Annotated in this window: 20 protein-coding genes and 1 pseudogene; 15 read left to right on the top strand and 6 right to left on the bottom strand. The window is 73.1% G+C overall.

What is annotated here, in order from left to right:
• Positions 1 to 160: 160 nt before the first annotated feature.
• Both AC07C1_RS01080 and AC07C1_RS01075 read right to left on the bottom strand, forming a co-directional pair.
• A complete protein-coding gene (locus AC07C1_RS01080; RefSeq protein ID WP_478936062.1) occupies positions 161 to 709 on the bottom strand; it encodes a hypothetical protein in 549 nt (182 codons plus the stop codon).
• 102 nt (positions 710 to 811) lie between these two features.
• Positions 812 to 1597, bottom strand: a complete 786-nt coding sequence (locus AC07C1_RS01075; protein WP_478936061.1) for a glutamate racemase — start codon at positions 1595 to 1597, stop codon at positions 812 to 814.
• Positions 1598 to 1636: 39 nt separating this feature from the next.
• Between AC07C1_RS01075 and AC07C1_RS01070 the strand changes: the two genes are divergently transcribed.
• A complete protein-coding gene (locus AC07C1_RS01070) occupies positions 1637 to 2830 on the top strand; it encodes a glycosyltransferase (protein WP_478936562.1) in 1194 nt (397 codons plus the stop codon).
• Positions 2831 to 2836: 6 nt separating this feature from the next.
• On the opposite strand, the gene AC07C1_RS01065 is transcribed toward AC07C1_RS01070, so the two are convergent.
• Complete coding sequence (locus AC07C1_RS01065; RefSeq protein ID WP_478936060.1) at positions 2837 to 4135, bottom strand: TerD family protein; 1299 nt, start codon at positions 4133 to 4135, stop codon at positions 2837 to 2839.
• Between the two features lie 293 nt (positions 4136 to 4428).
• Between AC07C1_RS01065 and AC07C1_RS01060 the strand changes: the two genes are divergently transcribed.
• The 5 genes from AC07C1_RS01060 to AC07C1_RS01040 all read left to right on the top strand — a co-directional run bounded on the left by AC07C1_RS01060 (position 4429) and on the right by AC07C1_RS01040 (position 9606).
• Positions 4429 to 4872: a DUF6643 family protein gene (locus tag AC07C1_RS01060; protein WP_478936059.1), complete on the top strand. Its 444-nt coding sequence runs from the start codon at positions 4429 to 4431 to the stop codon at positions 4870 to 4872.
• 43 nt (positions 4873 to 4915) lie between these two features.
• The gene (locus AC07C1_RS01055) at positions 4916 to 5740 is read left to right on the top strand and encodes an MOSC domain-containing protein (protein ID WP_478936058.1); all 825 of its coding nucleotides are present in this window, start codon (positions 4916 to 4918) and stop codon (positions 5738 to 5740) included.
• Between the two features lie 197 nt (positions 5741 to 5937).
• Positions 5938 to 6543 carry an Rv1733c family protein gene (locus AC07C1_RS01050; protein WP_478936057.1) on the top strand — a complete coding sequence of 202 codons (606 nt, stop codon included), beginning with the start codon at positions 5938 to 5940 and terminating at the stop codon, positions 6541 to 6543.
• A 231-nt stretch (positions 6544 to 6774) separates the two neighbouring features.
• A complete protein-coding gene (locus tag AC07C1_RS01045; protein ID WP_478936056.1) occupies positions 6775 to 9216 on the top strand; it encodes a right-handed parallel beta-helix repeat-containing protein in 2442 nt (813 codons plus the stop codon).
• A 39-nt stretch (positions 9217 to 9255) separates the two neighbouring features.
• On the top strand, positions 9256 to 9606 hold the full coding sequence (locus tag AC07C1_RS01040; protein ID WP_478936055.1) for a VOC family protein: 351 nt from the start codon (positions 9256 to 9258) through the stop codon (positions 9604 to 9606).
• Positions 9607 to 9613: 7 nt separating this feature from the next.
• Here AC07C1_RS01040 and AC07C1_RS01035 read toward each other — a convergent pair whose 3' ends face one another.
• Positions 9614 to 11929 (bottom strand): hypothetical protein, encoded by a 2316-nt coding sequence (locus AC07C1_RS01035; protein WP_478936054.1) that lies wholly within the window; start codon positions 11927 to 11929, stop codon positions 9614 to 9616.
• A 295-nt stretch (positions 11930 to 12224) separates the two neighbouring features.
• Here AC07C1_RS01035 and AC07C1_RS01030 point away from each other — a divergent pair, with 295 nt between their 5' ends.
• The gene (locus AC07C1_RS01030; protein ID WP_478936053.1) at positions 12225 to 13061 is read left to right on the top strand and encodes a DeoR/GlpR family DNA-binding transcription regulator; all 837 of its coding nucleotides are present in this window, start codon (positions 12225 to 12227) and stop codon (positions 13059 to 13061) included.
• Between the two features lie 68 nt (positions 13062 to 13129).
• On the top strand, positions 13130 to 13591 hold the full coding sequence (locus AC07C1_RS01025; RefSeq protein ID WP_478936051.1) for an SRPBCC family protein: 462 nt from the start codon (positions 13130 to 13132) through the stop codon (positions 13589 to 13591).
• Between the two features lie 92 nt (positions 13592 to 13683).
• Here AC07C1_RS01025 and cds1 read toward each other — a convergent pair whose 3' ends face one another.
• Positions 13684 to 14808, bottom strand: coding sequence for an L-cysteine desulfhydrase Cds1 (cds1, locus tag AC07C1_RS01020; RefSeq protein ID WP_478936050.1), 1125 nt, complete (start codon positions 14806 to 14808; stop codon positions 13684 to 13686).
• A gap of 304 nt (positions 14809 to 15112) precedes the next feature.
• Between cds1 and AC07C1_RS01015 the strand changes: the two genes are divergently transcribed.
• Positions 15113 to 15436, top strand: coding sequence for a hypothetical protein (locus AC07C1_RS01015; RefSeq protein WP_478936049.1), 324 nt, complete (start codon positions 15113 to 15115; stop codon positions 15434 to 15436).
• 230 nt (positions 15437 to 15666) lie between these two features.
• Positions 15667 to 16084, top strand: a pseudogene (locus AC07C1_RS01010) (ATP-binding protein); the annotation flags it as partial.
• A gap of 1077 nt (positions 16085 to 17161) precedes the next feature.
• Here the strand turns inward: AC07C1_RS01010 and AC07C1_RS01005 are convergent.
• Positions 17162 to 17461 (bottom strand): SHOCT domain-containing protein, encoded by a 300-nt coding sequence (locus AC07C1_RS01005; protein ID WP_478936561.1) that lies wholly within the window; start codon positions 17459 to 17461, stop codon positions 17162 to 17164.
• Positions 17462 to 17641: 180 nt separating this feature from the next.
• Here AC07C1_RS01005 and AC07C1_RS01000 point away from each other — a divergent pair, with 180 nt between their 5' ends.
• The 5 genes from AC07C1_RS01000 (at position 17642) to AC07C1_RS00980 (ending at position 20623) form a co-directional block, all read left to right on the top strand.
• Positions 17642 to 18235, top strand: coding sequence for a TetR/AcrR family transcriptional regulator (locus AC07C1_RS01000; protein WP_478936048.1), 594 nt, complete (start codon positions 17642 to 17644; stop codon positions 18233 to 18235).
• Between the two features lie 5 nt (positions 18236 to 18240).
• Positions 18241 to 18636, top strand: coding sequence for a (R)-mandelonitrile lyase (locus AC07C1_RS00995; RefSeq protein WP_478936046.1), 396 nt, complete (start codon positions 18241 to 18243; stop codon positions 18634 to 18636).
• Positions 18637 to 18666: 30 nt separating this feature from the next.
• On the top strand, positions 18667 to 19245 hold the full coding sequence (locus tag AC07C1_RS00990; protein ID WP_478936044.1) for a DUF4865 family protein: 579 nt from the start codon (positions 18667 to 18669) through the stop codon (positions 19243 to 19245).
• Positions 19242 to 20150: a phosphotriesterase family protein gene (locus tag AC07C1_RS00985; RefSeq protein ID WP_478936043.1), complete on the top strand. Its 909-nt coding sequence runs from the start codon at positions 19242 to 19244 to the stop codon at positions 20148 to 20150. The genes AC07C1_RS00990 and AC07C1_RS00985 overlap by 4 nt, the downstream gene beginning before the upstream one ends.
• A 242-nt stretch (positions 20151 to 20392) precedes the next feature.
• On the top strand, positions 20393 to 20623 hold the full coding sequence (locus AC07C1_RS00980; RefSeq protein WP_478936042.1) for a DUF1272 domain-containing protein: 231 nt from the start codon (positions 20393 to 20395) through the stop codon (positions 20621 to 20623).
• Positions 20624 to 20724 lie beyond the last annotated feature (101 nt).

The raw sequence follows: 20724 nt of genomic DNA, 5'->3' as shown, positions 1-20724 counted from the left end.
TCCGGCTGTTCTTCCCGCGGCCGAGCCGCGCCGCGTGAACCTCACCGACTGCGTGCCGACCGCCCCATCCGTTGCCCGCCGATTACCGCCGAACTGGCCGTCGATTGCACGCCGTCGATTGCACGCCGATTCCCAGCTCACCGAGCCGGGGCGCTGCGGTTCAGCGATCCGACCCCGGTGTGGTCGTCCGCAGCCGGTCCTGGATCACCCGTACCGCCGACTCCGCGTTGTCCACCGTGATCGTGAAGGTGTGGCCGTCCCACAGGCGCAGCACGATGCCCTCGCCGCGGCGTACGACGACCGCGGTGCCCTTCTCGGGGCGCCAGCGGTAACCCCAGCCGCCCCAGTGCCTGGGCGTGACGAGTGCGGTGAAGTCGGCGCCGACCACGTGGGAGAGCGGGATGCGGCGGCGCGGCAGCCCGATGTGGCCGCAGCGCACCTCGAGGGACTCCTTGTCGAGTCTGAGGTCGACGTGCACGAAGGCGAGCGTGCCGAAGAGAACCAGCAGACCGGCCGCGATGCAGCCCACGACGGACATCACCAGCGGGGCCGTGCCGGAACTCCAGGCCGAGTCCACGGCCAGTTCGATGCCGAGCGCCATGCAGCCCGCGCCCACCAGCGCCAGGAGCCACTGGACCCGGTTGGTGGCGCGCCCCGTCCAGACGTCCGGGAGCGGGGTGTCGTCGGCGTGGGGGTGGTGGTCCCTCATGTCTATGAGGTTACCCAGGATTCGCAGCGCAGGGAGTGCGTAGCTCAGGGTGACTGACCCGGGTGGGGGCACGGCGGACCGGACGGCCAGGTGCGGCGCCGGTCAGCGGACGGGGCTGACGGCTCGCAGGAAGCGGCCTTCCTCGTAGGCCAGGGCCGTGTCGGGAAGGGTCGCCTCGCGCCCGCTGAGCAGCACCGTGAGAGTGGTGTCGGCGACGGCGGCCGGATCCGGCTCCGCTCCGATCCTGCGCAGGGCCTGGGCGGCCACCGCTCCGGCGGAGCCGTGCAGGATGAGCGGCTGGCGGCCGGGCTGCTGGACGGCCGCCCGGATACGCTCGGCGACCAGCTCGTAGTTGGTGCAGCCGAGGACGACGGTGGTCACATCGTCCGGGGTGCGGGCAGCGGCCGAGGCGATCGCGGCCTCGACGGCGTCCTCGTCCACGTGATGCACGGCGTCCGCGAGGCCCGGGCACGCCACCTCGGTGACCGCCACGCCGTCGGCGAACCGCTCGATCAGCCCCCGCTGGTAGGCGCTGCCGGTGGTCGCCGGGGTGGCCCAGATGGCGACAGGCCCGCCGCCCGCGGCAGCGGGCTTGATCGCCGGGACGGTGCCGATGATCGGCAGATCCGGCTCGAAACGAGCCCGCATCGCCGGCAAGGAGTGCACGGACGCGGTGTTGCACGCGACGATCAGGACGTCGGGCTCGTGGGCAGCGGCGGCCCCGGCCACCTTGATGGCCCGCTCGGTGATGTCCTCCGGAGTGCGCGGCCCCCAGGGCATTCCGTCCGGGTCCCACGACAGTACGAGATCCGCGTCGGGCCGCAGCCGCCGTATCGCGGCAGCGGCGGGAAGCAGGCCGATTCCGGAGTCCATGAGCGCGATCTTCACCCGGCCACGATAGACGATGCCCTCTTGCGAGCCGCTCCGGTGGGGCAGACTGCGGCCGTGAGCGCCATCCAGTGGATCACCGCCGTATCACTTGCCGCCTGGTGCTGGCTGCTGCTGGGCCAGGGCTTCTTCTGGCGCACGGACGTCCGGCTGCCGCCGCGCCGGGAACCGGACGAGTGGCCGTCCGTCTGTGTGGTCGTACCGGCGCGTGACGAGGCGGCCGTACTGCCGGCGAGCCTGCCGTCGCTGCTGGCGCAGGACTATCCGGGGCGGGCGGAGGTCTTCCTGGTGGACGACGGCAGTACGGACGGCACCGGGGAGCTGGCCCGCGAGCTGTCCCGGCGGCACGGCGGGCTGCCGCTCACGGTGGGCTCGCCCGGGGAGCCGCCGGCGGGCTGGACGGGCAAGCTGTGGGCGGTGCGGTACGGCATCGGCCTGGCACGCGTGCGTGACCCGGAGTTCCTGCTGCTGACGGACGCGGACATCGCGCACGCGCCGGACAGCCTGCGCGAGCTGGTGGCGGCGGCCCGCACCGGAGGCTTCGACGTGGTGTCGCAGATGGCGCGGCTGCGGGTGGAGAGCCTGTGGGAGCGGCTCGTGGTCCCGGCGTTCGTGTACTTCTTCGCGCAGCTGTATCCCTTCCGCCGGATCGGCAGGAAGGGTTCGCGTACGGCCGCCGCGGCGGGCGGCTGCGTGCTGCTGCGCGCCGGTATGGCGGAGAAGGCCCGCATCCCCGACTCCATCCGGCACGCGGTCATCGACGACGTGGCGCTCGCGCGCGCGGTGAAGGGCGCCGGCGGACATGTGTGGCTGGGGCTGGCCGACCGGGTGGACAGCGTGCGGCCCTACCCGCGGCTGCACGACCTGTGGCGGATGGTCTCGCGCAGCGCCTACGCCCAGCTGCGGCACAACCCCCTGCTGCTCCTCGGTACGGTCGCCGGGCTCGCGCTGGTGTACGTGGTGCCGCCCGCCGCGCTCGTCGTGGGCGCGGCGGCCGGCAGCAGGGCTACGGCGGTCCTCGGGGCGCTCGCATGGGCGGTGATGGCGGGGACGTACGTGCCGATGCTGCGTTACTACCGGCAGCCGCTGTGGCCGGCTCCGCTGCTGCCGTTCACCGCTTTTCTGTACCTCCTGATGACGGTCGACTCGGCGGTGCGGCACTACCGGGGGCGCGGGGCGGCCTGGAAGGGCCGCACCTACGCCCGTCCCGGCGCGGTGCCCGACGAGGGCTGAGCCCGGTCACTTGCGGCCGGGCGTCCAGTTCATGCCCCAGCCGTAGGCGCGGTCTATGGTGCGCTGCGGGCTCACTCCGCGCTCCGGCACCAGATAGCGCGCCTCGCGCTGGACGATGAGGTCGCCGCCCGTGTTGGTGATCAGGGCGAGCGCGCACACCGTGGAGGGCACGGTGCACTCGTCGAGCGAGAAGTCGATGGGGGCGCCGTGCTGCGGCTGGAGGGTGACGGTGGCGTGCAGGTCGGAGAAGGAGCTGGCGCCTTCGTAGACGGTGACGAAGACGAGGATGCGCCGGAAGTCCTGTGTGTGGTCGAGGTTGACGCTGAGGTTCTCGCCACTGGCCACCGCACCGGTGCGGTCGTCGCCGTCGAGGTGGATGTACGGCGGCCGGTTCAGCGAGCCGAAGGCGTTGCCGAGGGCCTGTACGACTCCCTTGCGGCCGTCGGCGAGTTCGTACAGGGCGCACAGGTCGAGGTCGACGTCGCCCTGGGCGCCGCCCCGCCGCCCGCCCCAGCGCGGAATCGGTTTGTGGACCTGCCAGTTGAGGTTGACCCGCATGGTTCCGGAGGTGCCGCCCTGCTTGGCCAGCGAGACGGAAGGTGCCGCCTTGGTGAGGGTGACCTTGGACAGGCGGACCGGCTGGGCCACGGGTGCCGGAGGGGCCGCGGGAGGCGGTGGCACCCGCAGGGGCGGCGGCACCGGGACCGGAGACGGTGACACCGGGGCCGGGGCCGGAGGCGGTGGCACGGTCACCGGGGCGCTCGCCGTGGGCGGCGCGGCGTGCTGCGGTTCGTCCACGGTGATGCCGAAGTCCGTCGCCAGGCCTTCGAGTCCGCTGCTGTAGCCCTGGCCGACGGCACGGAACTTCCAGCCGCCCTGACGGCGGTAGAACTCGCCGAGCACGAAGGCCGTTTCCACGGTCGCGCCGGGATTGTCGAAACGGGCGGCCACCTGACCGGTCGCGGGGTCGGTCACCTCGATGTAGAGGTCCGGGACCTGTCCGAACGTGCCGCCGTCCGCGGAGGCGGCGACGACGATCCGCTCGATCGTGGCCTCCACGCGCGCGAGGTCGACGAAAAGGATGTCGGTGACGTGTCCGCCGACCGTCCGCTTGCCCTCGTGGCTGACCGCGCCAGAGGGATGGGCGGACTGGTTGTAGAAGACGAAGTCCCCGTCGGAGCGGACTTTCCCGGCGGCGAGCAGCAGCGCGGAGGCGTCGGCGTCGGGCACGCCGGGTCCGGGGCGCCAGCCCAGTTCCACGCGCAGGGCCGTGCTCGGCACCGGCGTGTTCGATCCCTTCGACATTGACATGTCCGCCCCCATCGCGTGTCGGATTCCGGTCGTCCGGGTGGTCGGGTTCATCCCTACCCGTACAACCTATTGGCGGGGACGGCGCGCCCCCATGAGCCGCACAGGAAGATCACCGGTCAACCGACGGTAACCCGGCAAGAACTGGGGCTTTGCGCAATCAAAACGCGGATCGGCGTCCCTTTTCGCCGAGTTCGCTCGGATTGCGGATCCTGCGCCACTGCCGACACGGAAAACAACCCTCTTATCGGTCTCCCCAACCAGCACATCGTGGGCTTAACTTATGTGCCATGACCTCCCCCCGCTCCACTTATGGTGGCGGCTACTACTCCGCCTCCTTCCCGGACACCCCGATCTACGACTCGCTCGTGGCCGAACGGGGCACCCCGCAGATCGCCCCCATCCGGGTCCCCGCCGCCTACGACACGGGCAGCAGCTTGCCCGCCCTGCCGTCGGCACTGCCCGCCCTCCCGGCGGCTCCGTCCCCGCAGGCCCCCGCCTACGGGTATCCGCACATGCAGCAGCACGCCCCGCTGCAGCAGGCACCCACGCCGTACATCCCGCAGCAGGCGAGCGCCCCGCGGGGGTACCCCGGCCCACAGGCCCCGCAGCAGCAGCGCCCGATGGCGACGGGCACGGGGTACGAGGCCATGCGTCCGGCCGCGCCGCGGCCCCCGCAGGGTTCCTACCAGGACCCGTACTACAACCAGCAGCAGCAGTACCGCGGGTACTGACCGGCGCAGCGGCGCTGTCGGTGCCGCCTGGCACGATGGCGTCATGGGAAACGCCGAAGTGCAGTCGATCCACGTCCATCCGGTCAAGGCGTTCCGGGGCCTGTCGGCCCGGGAGGCCGTGGTGGAGCCCTGGGGCCTGGCCGGGGACCGGCGCTGGACATTGATCGACGACGGGGGAAAGGTCGTCACACAGCGAGAGCAGCCGCGTCTCGCGCGGGCCGCCGCCGAGCCTCTGGCCGGCGGCGGCGTCCGTCTGTCGGCGCCCGGTCAGGCGCCGCTGACGGTCACGGTGCCGGAGCCGGTGACGACGGTGCCGGTGAACATCTTCGGCACGAAGGTCGAGGCGGTCCCGGCAGCGGCGGCGGCACACGCCTGGTGCAGCGCCTATCTGGAGGCGGAGGTCCGCCTGGTCCACCTGGACGATCCGGCCACCCGCCGCCCGGTCGACCCCGAGTACGCCCTGCCCGGTGAGACGGTGAGTTTCGCGGACGGCTACCCCCTGCTGGTCACCACGGCGGCCTCTCTCGACGCCCTGAACTCACTGATAGCCGAGGGCGACCACGCCCACGAGGGCCCGCTGCCCATGAACCGCTTCCGGCCCAACGTCGTCGTGGCGGGCACCGAGGCCTGGGCCGAGGACCAGTGGTCGCGGATCTCCATCGGCGAGGTGGTCTTCCGGGCCCCGAAGCCCAGCGGACGATGTGTCGTGACCACCACCGACCAGGACACCGCCGTACGCGGCCGGGAACCGCTGCGCACCCTGGCACGTCATCGCAGGGTCGGCGGCAAGCTGCTCTTCGGCCAGAACCTCGTGCCCCTCGCACCCGGCACGATCAGGATCGGGGACCCGGTCCGGGTGCTGGAGTAGCACGCGCCGGTGACGCGCCAACGGGCCCGGCGGCCGGGAACCCGGTGCTGGGTCCCGGCCGTTGAGAGGACGTGAGAAATTCGTGAGAGGCCCCGTCCGTCACAGGTCACGGCGGACGTGACGTCGCTCTCTCTTGGCCCGGACGGGGGGTGCGCGCCCGCATGGGGGGCTAAGACGGTGCGAAAGGGGGTGGGGAGATGCGGGCACTGGGGGCACTGTGGCGCTGGCGGCACAACCCGCTGTGCCGTGCGACCGATCTGGCCGAGGCATGGGTGGCCCTCGTGGCGCTGGTGCTGATCGCCGTGGCCGCACCCGTGACCGGCTGTCTGGTCGGGGCCGCCGCCCAGGACGCGCTGCAGCGGTCCGTGCGCGAGCAACAGCACACCCGCCACCTGGTCACGGCCACCGTGGTCCGTGACTTGGGCGAAGTCCCTCTGGAGACCGACCCTGACACCCCCACCGCGCACGAGGCCCGCAGCCGGGTCGTCGCCGACTGGACCGCCCCGGACGGCGCCCGGCAGCACGGCCCGGTCCTCGCGGACCTCGAATCCCCGCGTCCGGGGGATCACTTCAGGCTCTGGACGGACCCGCACGGCCGAATAACGACCCGCCCGCTGGACTCTCCGACGGCGACGACACACGCGGTGCTCGCCGGGGTCGGCGCGGCCCTCGTGACCGCGGCCCTGGTGGAGGGCGGGCGGCGCCTGGCCGTCTGGCGCATGGTCCGCCGCCGGTACGCCTGCTGGGACCAGGCCTGGGACCGGGCGGGCCCGGACTGGGGCAAGGCGGGCACCGGCAGCTGACGGCCTTGCGGCTCTGGTCAACCCACCGTGCACGCACACGCTACGGTGGACCGGCCGAAGCGCTTTCGGCGACGAACCGCGAGTGAGCGCATCCCAGGGGCGCGCGGGTTCTCGAAGGCGCGAACGCGCTCGGGCCCGCGGGGCCGGGCTTCGCTCGCGGTCCCGGCACCGGCGGCGACGCCCCGACGGGAGCGAGCCATCAGTACGACGAGGTGGGGGCACGGCAACGCCATGGCACAGGGCACGGTCCAGGTGACGCACACCGGTACTTCGCGGTGGCGGCGCCGCACGGGTGAGTACGCTTCGCTCGCCGCCGCCCTGGAGGCCGCCGCCGACGGCGACGTCCTCACGATCGCCCCCGGCACCTACCGGGAGAACCTCGTCGTCCAGCGGGCGGTGACGCTCCGTGGGCCCGAGGGCTCCCCCGGCTCGGTGCGGATCGCTCCCGTGGACGGGGTGCCGCTGACCGTACGGGCCTCGGCGGTGGTGCAGGACCTGCACGTGGAGGGCCAGGACGCGGCCGCGCCGGCGTTGTTGGTCGAGGAGGGCACGCCCGAGCTGATGGACGTACGGATCGTCACGCGGTCCGCCGTCGGCATCGAGGTGCGCGGCGGCGCCCGTCCGACCGTGCGCCGCTGCACCGTCGACAACCCGGCCGGCATCGGCATCGCCGTACTCGACGGCGGGGGCGGGGTGTTCGAGGAGTGCGAGGTCGTCGCGGCCGGGCAGGCGGGTGTGGCGGTCCGTGGCGGCGGCCATCCGCGCCTGGAGCGCTGCCGCGTGCACCACGCCTCCGGCACCGGGCTGACCGCGACCGGCGAGAACTCCGCGCTGGAGGCGGTGGGTTGCGAGATCTACGAGGTACGCGGCTCCGGGGTGCAGGTCACCCAGCGGGCCACGGCGCACCTGACCGACTGCGATGTGCACCGCACCACCGCCGACGGCGTCACGCTGGACACGGACGCGGTGCTCACGCTCGCCGACTGCCACATCCACGACATCCCCGAGAACGCGGTCGATCTGCGCTCCCGTTCGGTGCTCACGCTGACCCGCACGACCGTCCGTCAGTTCGGGCGCAACGGCCTGTCGGTATGGGACCCGGGCACCCGGGTGGACGCCAACCAGTGCGAGATCTTCGACAGCACCGGCGACTACCCCGCGGTGTGGGTGAGCGACGGGGCCACCGCGGTCCTCGACTCCTGCCGGGTGCATGACGTGCCGGACGCGCTGTTCGTGCTGGACCGGGGTTCCCGCGTGGACGTCGTGGACAGCGACCTGTCCCAGGTGCGCAACACGGCCGTGTCGGTGAGCGACGGGGCGACCGCGCAGCTCGACGACTGCCGGATCAGGGACGCGGCCACCGGCGCGTGGTTCCGCGACCACGGCAGCGGCGGCACGCTCAGCAACTGCACGCTGGACGGCACCCAGACCGGGGTGATCGTCACCAAGGGCGCCGATCCGACCATCGAGCGCTGCACGGTCGAGTCCCCGGCCGAGGCCGGCTTCTACGTCTCGGCGGGCGGTCGCGGCAGCTTTCTGAACTGCCGGGTCAGCGGCAGCGGCGGCTACGGCTTCCATGTGCTCGACGGCTGCCGTACGACGCTGCGGAAGTGCCGTACGGAGCGGTGCGCGCGCGGCGGTTACGAGTTCGCCGAGGCGGGCCCGGACGCCGGGTCCGGGACGGGCCCGGTCGTGGAGGACTGCACCAGCGACGAGAGCGGCAGCCTGAGGACGCCGGTCGTCCACGAGACGGCCCTGCGGACGGTGACGGAGTCCCCCGGCCTGCTCGGCGGCTCGATCCCCGGGCAGCGCACCACCGAGCAGGAACCGCTGGTCGCCGCCGCGGAGCCGGCGAAGCCGGTGCGGACGTCGAAGGACGTGCTGGGCGAACTCGACGCGCTGGTGGGCCTGGAGAGCGTCAAGCGCGAGGTGCGGGCGCTGACCGACATGATCGAGGTGGGCCGGCGGCGGCAGCAGGCAGGCCTGAAGGCGGCCTCCGTCAAGCGGCATCTGGTCTTCACCGGCTCCCCCGGCACCGGCAAGACGACGGTCGCCCGGCTCTACGGCGAGATCCTCGCCTCTCTGGGTGTGCTGGAGAAGGGGCACCTGGTGGAGGTCTCCCGCGTCGACCTGGTCGGCGAGCACATCGGTTCCACGGCGATCCGCACCCAGGACGCCTTCCAACGGGCGCGTGGCGGGGTGCTGTTCATCGACGAGGCGTACGCGCTGTCCCCGGAGGACGCCGGGCGCGACTTCGGCAAGGAAGCCATCGACACGCTGGTGAAGCTGATGGAGGACCAACGGGACGCGGTGGTGGTGATCGTCGCCGGTTACACCGCGGAGATGGAGCGCTTCCTCTCGGTCAACCCGGGGGTCGCGTCCCGCTTCTCCCGCACCATCACCTTCGGCGACTACGGCCCCGGGGAATTGCTGCGGATCGTGGAGCAGCAGGCCGACGAGCACGAGTACCGGCTAGCGCCGGGCGCGTCCGAGGCGCTGCTGAAGTACTTCACGCAGATCCCGAAGGGACCGGCGTTCGGCAACGGCCGTACCGCCCGCCAGACGTTCGAGGCGATGGTGGAGCGGCACGCGAGCCGCGTCGCCCAGCTCGCCGACCCGACCACCGACGACCTGACCCTGTTGTACGCGGAGGATCTGCCGGAGCTGCCGTGATCAGCCCGGCGGCCGTGTCCGCTCTTGGAGGATTTCGCGATGAAGGCGCTGGCGACGCTCGCCCGGCTCTATGTGGACGACCTTGACACGGCGCTGCCCGCCCTGCGGGAGCTGACCGGCCAGGACGTGCGCACACGGTTCCCCCACCAGGGCGTGGAGGTGGCGAGCATCGGCGGGTTCCTGCTCGTCGCGGGGAGCGAGCAGGCCCTCGCCCCGTTCCGGAACGTGCAGAGCACCGTGCTCGTGGACGACCTGGACGGCTTGCACCCGTTCCTGGCGGAGCACGGCGGGGAGGTCGTCGCCGGCCCGAACCGGGTGCCCACCGGCCGGAACGCGACGGTGCGGCATCCGGGCGGGGCCGTGGTGGAGTACGTCGAGCACACGGCCTAGCCGTACCTCACCCCGGGGGTTCGGGATCCGGGCGCTGCCCGGGCAGTTCCGGACGCAGGCGAGCCAGCAGCCGGGCCCGTTCGCGGGTGAAGGCCGGGTCCGTCTGGTAGCCGGAGTGTCCGAGGATCGGGGACGGCAGCGGGTGGTCGGGGGTGCGGCCGTAGGCGAGGGGGTCCTTGAGGGGCTCGTGGTCCACCGGCGGGGTGCTCTCGCCGGGCACGCGGACGGGGCCGCCGATGGGGTCGGTCAGGCGGTGGAGGTTGCGCCAGCAGGCGACGTCCCGGTGCAGCGCGGCGAGCGCCGGCGGGCCGAAGTGAGCCGGGAACCAGCGGCCGTACAGACGCTCCAGCGGGGAGCCGTAGGTCAGCAGGGCGACGCGTCCGCGTACCGACGGTGTCAGCTGCCAGGCCGCGGCGGCGGCGAGGACACTGCCCTGGGAGTGCCCGGAGAGAACCAGCCGGCCTCCGGTGCGCTGGGTCCAGGTCGCCATCCGCCAGGTCAGGTCCGGCACGGCGCGCTCGGCGTAGCAGGGTGGTGCGAAGGGGTGGGCGGCGCGCGGCCAGAAGGTGCCGACGTCCCAGAGGATGCCGATGGTGCGGCGGGCCGAGGCGTCCTTGTAGGCGCGCCTGCCCCAGGTGACGAACAGCAGGAACCCGAACCCGATCAGCCATGAGCCCATTGCCTGCGCGGTCTCGGCCAGTGCCTGTACGGCGTCGGAGGCGCGGTGGGCCGCGCTGTCGGGCGTCTTTCCGGTGGTCAGGGCCCCGGCCAGCCCGGCGGCACCCAGCAGTAGCGAGGTGGCGGTGAGCACGGCGAGGACGAGCGGGGCCCGGTCGGTGAGAGTGGCCATGGCCCGGGCGTGGGCGATGGCGCGGGTGCGGGCCGGGTCCTCGGGTTCGCCCGGGTGCTCGCGGCGGACGCGGTCGCGTTCGGCACGGGCGAGCCGGGCGGTGCTCAAGGCGAGCCGGGCGGCCAGCAGGAGCAGGACGGCGAGGAGGGGAGGGATCGCGGACGCCTGCCAGGTGAGCAGGACGGGTGGCCCTGGCAGCAGGGCGCGGGTGCCGTCCAGCCAGTCGGCGACGCGCTGGGCGACTCCGCCGGAGATCACCCCGCCGAGCGCGCAGGCCAGCAGCGCGACGGCCGGACCGCCCAGGCCGCGCATTCCGGCGCGCGGGTCCGGACGGCGGCGGTACAGGTCCCCGGCCACGGCGGCGAGCGCGACCACGAGGAGCCCCTGGGCCAGCATCAGGGCGCCGAAGGCAGGGTCGCCGGGCAGCCGGCCGGTGGACTGCCAGCCGGGCCGGGACCAGCCGGCGTACAGCAGGGAGAGGAGCAGCAGGGCGAGCGCGCCGAGCGGCAGGCATCGTACGAGGTGGCGGTCGAGTCGCCGGTCGAGGTGGTTCTCGCTGCGGCCCCGGCGGCAGACGACGCCCACGGCCGCACCCGCCCAGGCCGGCAGGGCCGCGGTCAGCAGCCAGCTCAGGGCGTCCAGGGCGGCGGGTCCGCCCGGGCGGTGGTCGAAGCGGACCGCAGGGGTGGCGACGGCGGCGGCCACGGTGAGCAGGCCGGCCCCGGTGTGTGCGGCGCGCAGCCGGGCCACCAGGCGGCGCCCGTACCAGAAGCCGGGCCGGGCCAGCGCGCTGCCGTCGCCGGCCGGTTCGGGGTCGCGGGAGATCGGCTGGTGGGACTCGTAGGCGTTCCAGGTGCGGTGGGAGAGGTACCAGAGCAGGCCGGTGAGCGCGGCCGGGACCAGGGCGGCGAGGGCGAGCCGGCGACCCGGCGCGCTCCACCAGCCGCCGGTGTCCAGGCCGGGCGCCAGGAAGCCCAGCCAGGTGTGGCGGCGGGCGCAGGCACGGACCCCGGCGCACTGCCAGGCCACCAGGTCCAGGGCCACTTCGCAGGCGGCGGCCACCAGGAGCACGGTCAGGGTGAGGGCGGCCAGGCGGACGAGGAGGCCGTAGAGCCGGACGGTGCGCTGCCGGCCCCGTGCGGCGGGGCGCATCCAGTGAGCGAGGTTCACCACCATGAACGGCAGCAGCAACAGCCACAGGGCGCGGCTGCCGTTGCCGGAGGTCAGGTTGCACCAGACGTACGCCTCCTGGACGGGCCCGTGCCCGGCGCGGCTCCCGGCCTCGGCGTCCGCGGCGCGCCGGAACACGGCGGCCGTGTCGTCGCCGGTGATCCGGACCGTGCGCGGATCACCCAGCATCTTCTCGGGTGTGGTGCCGCCGACCCCGTGCACGAGAAGTTCCAGGTCGGTGTCCGGCTCGTGCCGCGGCTCGGTCGATCGCTGCCCCGCGGGGCGTCGCTGCGCGCGTTCCACTGTTTCGCACTTCCCCCGTGACGCCGTGACGGCCTGTGTCGGTGCGCGCTTCAGGATCTCCGGTTCCGCCGCGGCGTGCAGCCGCCCTCACGGAATCTCCCCGATCCGTGTGACGACGGGCGGGGCGGCGCCGGCCGGAGTCGGCATGTGCGCGTCCTGACGGGCGGTGGCGCAACCAGTACCGTCCCGTGAAAAGATGGGACGCCCGCGCATGTCCAGAACAGCTGGTACGTCCTGGTCGGAGCAGTCGCGCCGGGTGTGTCGGACGGTTGGCGGCGAAAGGACCGGAGCGTACGTGAGCGAGAATCAGAACCTCCTCGCGGAGCAGCGCCGCGCCCTGATCCTGGACGAGGTCCGGCGCCGGGGCGGTGTGCGGGTCAACGAACTGACCCGCAAGCTCGGCGTGTCCGACATGACCGTGCGCCGCGATCTGGACGCGCTCGCCCGCCAGGGGATGCTGGAGAAGGTGCACGGCGGCGCGGTGCCGGTGGTGGAGCCCAGCACCCACGAGCCGGGGTTCGAGGCGAAGTCGGGGCTCGAGCTGACCGCCAAGGAGGACATCGCGCGCGCCGCCGCACGGCTGGTCACCCCGGGTACGGCGATCGCCCTGTCCGGCGGTACGACGACGTACGCGCTCGCGCAGCATCTCCTCGAGGTGCCCGACCTGACTGTGGTGACGAACTCGGTGCGGGTCGCGGACGTCTTCCACGCCGCGCAGCGGACCTCGGGGCAGCGGCAGGGCGCGGCCACGGTCGTGCTGACCGGAGGGGTGCGCACCCCGTCCGACTCGCTGGTGGGTCCGGTGGCCGACCAGGCGATCGCCGCGCTCCACTTCGACCTGCTCTTCCTCGGGGTGCACGGCATATCGGTGGAGGCCGGACTGTCCACGCCGAACCTCGCGGAGGCCGAGACCAACCGGCGGCTGGTGCACTCCGCGCGCCAGGTCGTGGTGGTCGCCGACCACACCAAGTGGGGCACGGTGGGCTTGAGTTCGTTCGCCGCGCTGGAGCAGGTGGACACGCTGGTGACGGACGCGGGCCTGCCCGCCGATGCGCGCTCGGAGATCTCGGAGCACCTGCCGCGGCTGATCGTGGCGGGTGAGCCGGAGCCGGTCCCGGACGGGGACTTCTGACGGTACGTCAATTAGGCTGACGGCCAGCGCCCCGCTTCCGCAGGGGACTTCACGAGGGGTCCGTCGCCATGGCTCAGCGTCTGCGCCCGGTCGGTCCGGAGTTCGTCGAGGCCGCGCCCGTGCGGCTGGTCTTCGCCCGGGACATGGCCGCCGCGCCGGAGGTGGTCTTCCGGGCCCTCGCCGAGGACGTGACGGGCTGGCCGGAGTGGTTCCCGGCGGTGTCCTCGGCCCGGCCGACGCAGGGGGGCCGCGAGGTCCGGCTGCGGGGCGGTACGCGCTTCGAGGAGACAGTGCTGCTGGCCCAGGAGCCTCAGGTGTACGTCTACCGGGTCGATGTGACCAACACACCGGGAGCCCGCGCCTGGGTCGAGCAGTGGCGCCTGACTCCGGCCGGCACCGGGACCCGGGTGCGGATGACCTTCGCGCTCGACGGTACGGCCGCGTTCCGCCTGGTGTGCCGCCTGGTCCGGCCGGGCGTCGGGCGCGCCTTCCGCGGCGCGGTCACAGCACTGGACCGGCGGCTCGGATAACCGACAACCGGGTGCCGGGCCTCCGGCTCCCGTCGCGCCCCGCTCGCGCCCCGCTCCCGTCGGGCCTCCGGCTCCGCGTCGGGCCTCCGCTTTCAGTCAGGCCAGACGCCCGTGGCCAGCAGCGTCTCGATCGCCGCCGTGTAGGGCGCGATGTCCAGGGCCTGCTCCGCGAGCCACACGTCCGAGTAGTACTTGTCGAGGTACCGGTCCCCGTGGTCGCACAGCAGGGTGACCACGCTGCCCCGGCGCCCCTCGGCCACCATCTCGGAAACGATCTTCAGCGCGCTCCACAGCCCGGTACCCGTCGAGCCGCCCGCCTTGCGGCCGATGACCCGCTCCAGGGCGCGTACGGCGGCCACGCTTGCCGCGTCCGGGACCTTCATCATCCGGTCGATCGCGCCGGGCACGAAGCTCGGCTCCATGCGCGGCCGGCCGATGCCCTCGATCCGGGAGCCGCAGTCGCAGGTGACGTCCGGATCGCCGGTGGTCCAGCCCTCGAAGAAGCAGGAGTTCTCCGGGTCGGCCACACAGATGCGGGTGTCGTACTGCATGTAGTGGACGTAGCGCGCGAGCGTCGCCGACGTGCCGCCGGTGCCGGCCGTGGCGACGATCCACGTCGGCTCCGGGAACCGTTCCAGTTCCAGTTGCCGGAAGATCGATTCGGCGATGTTGTTGTTGCCGCGCCAGTCCGTGGCCCGCTCGGCGTAGGTGAACTGGTCCATGTAGTGGCCGCCGGTCTCCACCGCGAGGCGGGCGGACTCCTCGTACATCTTCCGGGAGTCGTCCACGAAGTGGCATCGGCCGCCGTGGAACTCGATGAGACGGCACTTCTCGGCACTCGTCGTGCGTGGCATGACCGCGATGAAGGGCACGCCGATCAGCTTCGCGAAGTAGGCCTCGGAGACGGCGGTCGAGCCGCTGGACGCCTCGATCACAGGGCGGTCCGGGCGGATCCAGCCATTGCAGAGGCCGTAGAGGAACAGGGAACGGGCGAGCCGGTGCTTGAGGCTGCCGGTGGGGTGCGTCGACTCGTCCTTCAGATAGAGGTCGATGCCCCACCGCTCGGGCAGCGGGAAGCGCAGCAGATGGGTGTCCGCCGAGCGGTTGGCGTCGGCCTGGACCTTGCGGACGGCTTCTTTCAGCCAGTCACGGTAGGCGGTGTCGCCGCGGTCGACGTCGAGGGTGGCGCCGGTCCGGGCCTGGGGGACGATGCTCACGGCGGTGCTCCTTACGCTGGGCGTCGGCAGCGCCGCGCGCGGCCGACACCTCGAGCATAGGCATCTTTCAGACCGCATCCCACCTGCATAAACGCATCTTTGAGCCACCCAAAGGCGCCCTGGGGACGGGCGTGCGAGGCAATCGGGGGGCGCATTGGCGGGAGTGCTCCGGCCTCCCGTCGCACGCGCCTGGTGTGTACTGGTGCTCCAGGCCGCATCGGGGCAGACTGCACGCGTCGGGACGATCGTCCCGAACGGGGGCGCACACGGGTCCAGGAGAACACGCGCAAGGGGGCGGCGAAGGATGGCGGAGCCGGAGTTCACGGCCACGGGCGTGCGGATCGGCAAGCGGCTGCGTTCACTCACCCGCGCCGGGCAGGTCCGGATCAGCGGCGGCAGGCTGGAGTTGCTCACCAGCTACGGCAGCGAGATCGACAGCGCGCCGGTACAGGCGGTCCGGGCCTCCAAGCCGTGGTTCGCACCGGACGACCGGGCGCTGGCCGACCTCAACGGCAAGCGGTACCTGCTGACGCTGGGTGAGCACGACCCCGCGCCGGGCGAGCCGGGGCCGCCTGCGGCGCGGCGGTTCATCGAGGCGGTGCGCCGGGCGGCCGGACGCGGCGGCTGAGGACGTTCGGTCGCTGCGGACTCCGAGCAGCGGCCCGTCGCGGCGAGTTGCAAGAGCGCATCCGCTGCGTCACGCTGGTCCCACGTCACTCTGGGTTTACCGGCGATAACGCTGCGAACCAGCCGCCGGCCACGACAGCAGGCGGACGTTTGGACGCAAGCACCCTGCTGGATCCGTTGTTCTCCGTGTTTTCCGGTTCTTCCGGACCTCTACATCGGGGAGTCGCAGCCGTGATCAGTCACCCAAGCAGGCACTGCACGGTGGAGCTCCAAGCCCTGCCGTCGCGGATCGGCCAGGTCCGCAGAATCGTATCTGCGCAGTTGCGCTACTGGCATATGGACCCATTGATAGACCGGGCCGCGCTCGGTGTGACGGAGCTGCTGAGCAACGTCCACCGGCACGCGAGACCCGACAAGTCGTGCACCGTCGAGCTGGAGTTGCTGCCGGACCGGCTCACCGTGTCGGTACGCGACCACGATCCGCGTCTTCCGGTACTGGCCGATGGCCCGGACGTGCCGGACACCGGCCCGCTGGCCACCTGCGGGCGGGGGCTGGCGATGGTCGCCGCGATGAGCGAGAGCTGGGGTGCGCGCCCGGACGGCGAGAACGGCAAGGTCGTGTGGTTCACGCTGCCCGCCCTGACGGCGGTACGCGCCCCGGCGGCCGGCACGCGCCACCGTGCGGCGGACCGGCAGCAGACGACGACCGGGCCCAGGGAGGTACGACCGGCACCTGCGCCCACTACGGCCGGGACTCCGGTGGCCACGGGGGCTCCGGTCGGGGCCCGTGCTGGGTCCCCGGTCGCGGCCGGGGCTCCGGTCGGGGCGAGGACTCCGGTCGGGGCCCGTGCTGGGTCCCCGGTCGCGGCCGGGGCTCCGGTCGGCGCGGGGACCCCGGTCAGTGCCTGTGCTGGGTCCCCGGTCACGGCCGGAACTCCAGTCGGCGCGGCGACTCCGGTCGGGGCCCGTGCTGGGTCCCCGGTCACGGCCGGGGCTCCGGTCGGCGCGGGGACCCCGGTCAGTGCCTGTGCTGGGTCCCCGGTCGCGGCCGGAACTCCAGTCGGCGCGGGGGCCCCAGTCAGTGCCCGTGCTGGGTCCCCGGTCACGGCCGGAACTCCAGTCGGCGCGGGGGCCCCAGTCAGTGCCCGTGCTGGGTCCCCGGTCACGGCCGGAACTCCAGTCGGTGCCGGGACTCCGGTCGGGGCCCGTGCTGGGTCCCCGGTCACGGCCGGGGCTCCGGTCGGCGCGGGGACCCCGGTCAGTGCCCGTGCTGGGTCCCCGGTCACGGCCGGGACTCCGGTCGGGGCCCGTGCGGGGTCTCCGGTCGCGGCCGGGACTGTGGTCACTCCGGCCGCTCCCTCCTCGGCCGGGGCCACATCGCCTGCCGTGGCCCGCGCCTCGGAGTAAACGGCTTGGCGCGCCCCGCCCCACGCACGGGGTACGGGGTTCGCGCCGCCCGTGAGCCATCGCCGCGCGGCCGGCGGACGGTCGTCACTCCGTCGCGATCGCCCGCAGGACGTCAACGCGGGCCGCGCTCCGGGCCGGGCCCAGACCGGCGAGGGCACCGGCCGTGACGCCGACCAGCATCACCACAGCGAGCCGCGAGCCGCGAGGGCGGGAACATGCAGGCGAACGCCGCGCTGCTGCCGCCGTCCGGGGTCCTGACCAGCACCCGGCCGAGGAAGGCTCCGCGGCCGGCCGCGCCCCGCAGCGCCGGTGAGAATGATCAAGCCGCACCGCCCTTGCCGAGATGGCCGAACCGTTCCTCCAGGACGGACAGGCGGCGCCAGTACTCGTCCTCGTCGATCTCGCCGGAGGCGAAGCGGCGGCCGAGGACCGCGAGCGGGGAGTCGCCCGCCGGGCGGCCGCCCTCCACGGGTCCCCAAGGTCCCCAGTGTCCCCGGGGGCCCCGCCGGCCGGTACGACGCAGGAAGGTGACGACGCCGATCACGACAGCCGCCCAGATCAGTGGGAAGAACAGGATCCAGGGGCCGGGTCCGCCGTCCCAGTTCGCCAGCGTCTGCATCACGGTCATCTCCCTCATCGGTTGGGTCTCGGGTGATGTCACGAGCCTCCCTCCGCAAGAGGGCCAGGGTCGTCGTGCGGCCGGCGGCAGTGCGCGTACCGCCCGGGGAGTACACGTGGACCCGCCAGCCCGCTTCCCGGGGACTAGCGAGCTGTAACTACTAGTATGTACAGTGACGACATGAGCACCCCGGAACGACTGATCGAGTCCACCCGTGAACTGCTGTGGGAGCGCGGGTACGTGGGCACCAGCCCCAAGGCGATCCTGGAGCGCGCGGGCGCCGGGCAGGGCAGCATGTACCACCACTTCAAGGGCAAGCCGGACCTCGCCCTGGCGGCGATCCGGCGGACCGCCGCGGAGCTGCGGGCCACCGCCGAGCGCGTCCTGAGCGGGCCGGGCACGCCGTACGAGCGGATCGAGGCGTATCTGCTGCGTGAGCGTGACGTGCTGCGCGGCTGCCCGGTCGGCCGGCTGACCATGGACCCGGAGGTGATCGCGAGCGACGAGCTGCGGGCGCCGGTGGACGAGACCATCGCGCGGATCCGGGAGCTGGTCGCCGAGATCGTGGAAGAGGGCAAGCGGCAGGGGCAGTTCGCGCCGGAGCTGGACGGTGAGGAGATCGGCGCGGCCGTCCTCGCCACCGTGCAGGGCGGCTATGTCCTCGCCCGGGCCTCCGGTTCCCCCGCCGCCTTCGACGCCGGTGTCCGCGGCCTGCTCTCTCTGCTCGCTCCCCGAACTCCCCGAACTCCCCGAACTCCCGGACAGGAGAACTGAGTCACGTGCACATCACCAGACGGCGTCCCGACACCCGGCAGGGCCCCGCGGAGAACTTCACCGGCACGGTGTGGCTGGACGAGATAGCCGCCCCCGCGGCCCCGTCCCGGCTGCGCATGTTCAACGTCCACTTCGCGCCGGGCGCCCACACCGCCTGGCACCGGCACCCGCACGGGCAGGTGCTGCACGTCCTGGAGGGCGAGGGGCTCGTGCAGCGCAAGGACGGTGCCGTGGAGGAGATTCGCGCGGGCGACACCGTATGGATCGAGCCGGACGAATGGCACTGGCACGGGGCCGGGCCACGCACCTTCATGACCCACCTCGCGGTCGTGGAGGTCGCCGAGGACGGCACCACCACGGAGTGGGGCGTCCACGTGTCGACGGCCGAATACCCCCGCTGAGCAAGCCGGTTACCGCGGAAGGACCGCCTCATGCACGCCATGCAGTACGAGTTGACCCTCCCCGCCGACTACGACACGGACATCATCCGCGCACGGGTCGCCCGCGTCGGGCACCTGCTCGACGACTGGGACGGCCTCGGCTTGAAGGCCTACCTGCTGCGCGAACGCGGGCAACACGGCTCCCCGGTCAACCAGTACGCCCCGCTCTACCTGTGGAACACCGTGGAGGGCATGAACCGCTTCCTGTGGGGCGGCGCCTTCCAGGGGCTGGTCGACGATTTCGGGCGGCCCGCCGTGCGGCAGTGGACCGGGCTCGCCTGCACCGAGGGCGCGGGCTCGCGCGCCGCGTTCGCCGTACGGCGGCGGGTGCCGGTGCCGGCCGGGATCGAGCTGTCCGCGCTGATGGAGGACACGGCCGGTGAGACGGAGCGGCTGGCCGAGGAGGACGGTGTGGTGCTCGCGGCGGCGGCCGTGGACCCGCACCGCTGGGAGCTGCTGCACTTCTCCCTCTGGGAGCACGACACACCCAAGGCCGACGGGGACGTCTTCCAGGTGCTGCACCTGTCCGCGCCGGGCCGCGACCGGCTTCCCCGTGGCCGGCAGTGGTGAGCCGCGTCCGTACGGCCCTCGGCGACATCGACCCCGATGAGCTGGGCGTGTGCGACGCGCACGATCATCTCTTCCTGCGCAGCCCTCAGTTGCCGGGGCAGGAGCTGGACGACGTCTGCGCCGCGCGGGCCGAACTGGCCGCGTTCCGCGCGGCGGGCGGGGCGGCCGTCGTCCAGTGGACGCCGTACGGCATGGGACGGCGGGTGGCGGACCTGCCGGAGCTGTCCCGGTCCACGGGGGTGCGGCTGGTCTGCGCCACGGGACTTCACCAGGCCGCGCACTACGACCGGGAGTTGCTCGACGGCCTGCGCGACCGGCTGGCGGACGTGTTCGTCGCCGAGCTGACCCAGGGCATCGGCACGAGCGGTGTGCGTGCCGGTCTGATCAAGGTGGCGGGCGGCTTCCACTGGCTCGACGCGCACGCCCGCTGGACCATGACCGCGGCGGCCGAGGCGCACCACGCCACCGGTGCCGCGATCGCCGTCCATCTGGAGCTGGGCACCGGTGCGCTCGACGTACTCGACCTGCTGTGCGGCGAGTTGGCGGTGCCGGGTGACCGGGTGATCCTGGGGCATCTGAACCGCTTCCCCGACCCGGTGGTGCAGCGGCAGGCCGCCGAGTCGGGCTGCTGGCTGGCGTTCGACGGGCCGTCCCGCGCCCATCACGCCACCGACTGGCGGCTGCCGGAGGCGGTACGGGCGCTGGTGGAGGCCGGGTTCGGGGACCGGCTGCTGCTCGGCGGGGACACGGTGGCCGCCGGGGCGCGCTCGGTCGACGGCGGCCCCGGGATGCCGTACCTGCTGCGCCGGGTGCGGCCGCGGCTGGCGGAGGCGGTGGGGGCGGAGCTGGTGGAGCGCATCCTCACCGAGCATCCCGGGCGGGCGTTCGCGGCCGACTGGAAGTAAGGACGCCGCCCACGGTGGACCGGAAGTGAGGACACCCGCCGTCGAGCCGGGGTGCGGGCGCTGTGGCCCGATCGTGTGGATCTCTGTCCCTTCGGACGGTTTCGATGCCGGGCGCCGTCCGGAGGATGGAGCGGGAAGAAGCCACAGAAACCACCGGCCCGAGGCGAACATCACCGGCCTGAGGGGAACACCACCGGCCCGAGGCGAACAGCGCCGGCCACGATCCGAGGAGTCGAGACCGCATGCCCCTGGAGATGCGCGACCGCTGCGAGCGCTGTACGACCACTGCCCTGCCGGCGGACGGCCCGGCCCTCATCTGCTCGTATGAATGCACGTTCTGCGTGCCGTGCGCCGAGGCCATGGGGCGGACCTGTGCCAACTGCGGCGGCGAACTGGTCGCCCGGCCCCGCCGCGTGGCCGTCGCGCCGACCCACGACGACCCCGAGCGGGCCACCCTGTCCTCAGGGTCGTGATGCCCACGCGCGACCGTCCGGCCCCGGCGCCGGAACGCTTGCCGGTCGGGCCGGGCTTCCGACGGCGTCGGATCCACGGCGGCCGCTCGTGGCGGTGCTGG

This window comes from Streptomyces sp. NPDC045022 (assembly GCF_056432605.1).
This window is presented reverse-complemented; position numbering and strand designations above follow the sequence as displayed.

Bases quoted from the DNA above. Each gene is read 5' to 3' on its own strand.
- AC07C1_RS01065 (WP_478936060.1), bottom strand. From the start codon at position 4,135: ATGTCGAAGGGATCGAACACGCCGGTGCCGAGCACGGCCCTGCGCGTG.
- AC07C1_RS01055 (WP_478936058.1), top strand. From the start codon at position 4,916: ATGGGAAACGCCGAAGTGCAGTCGATCCACGTCCATCCGGTCAAGGCG.
- AC07C1_RS01080 (WP_478936062.1), bottom strand. From the start codon at position 709: ATGAGGGACCACCACCCCCACGCCGACGACACCCCGCTCCCGGACGTC.
- AC07C1_RS01050 (WP_478936057.1), top strand. From the start codon at position 5,938: ATGCGGGCACTGGGGGCACTGTGGCGCTGGCGGCACAACCCGCTGTGC.
- AC07C1_RS01025 (WP_478936051.1), top strand. From the start codon at position 13,130: ATGGCTCAGCGTCTGCGCCCGGTCGGTCCGGAGTTCGTCGAGGCCGCG.
- AC07C1_RS00980 (WP_478936042.1), top strand. From the start codon at position 20,393: ATGCCCCTGGAGATGCGCGACCGCTGCGAGCGCTGTACGACCACTGCC.
- AC07C1_RS01015 (WP_478936049.1), top strand. From the start codon at position 15,113: ATGGCGGAGCCGGAGTTCACGGCCACGGGCGTGCGGATCGGCAAGCGG.
- AC07C1_RS01040 (WP_478936055.1), top strand. From the start codon at position 9,256: ATGAAGGCGCTGGCGACGCTCGCCCGGCTCTATGTGGACGACCTTGAC.
- AC07C1_RS01005 (WP_478936561.1), bottom strand. From the start codon at position 17,461: ATGCAGACGCTGGCGAACTGGGACGGCGGACCCGGCCCCTGGATCCTG.
- AC07C1_RS01060 (WP_478936059.1), top strand. From the start codon at position 4,429: ATGACCTCCCCCCGCTCCACTTATGGTGGCGGCTACTACTCCGCCTCC.
- AC07C1_RS01000 (WP_478936048.1), top strand. From the start codon at position 17,642: ATGAGCACCCCGGAACGACTGATCGAGTCCACCCGTGAACTGCTGTGG.
- AC07C1_RS00990 (WP_478936044.1), top strand. From the start codon at position 18,667: ATGCACGCCATGCAGTACGAGTTGACCCTCCCCGCCGACTACGACACG.
- AC07C1_RS01045 (WP_478936056.1), top strand. From the start codon at position 6,775: ATGGCACAGGGCACGGTCCAGGTGACGCACACCGGTACTTCGCGGTGG.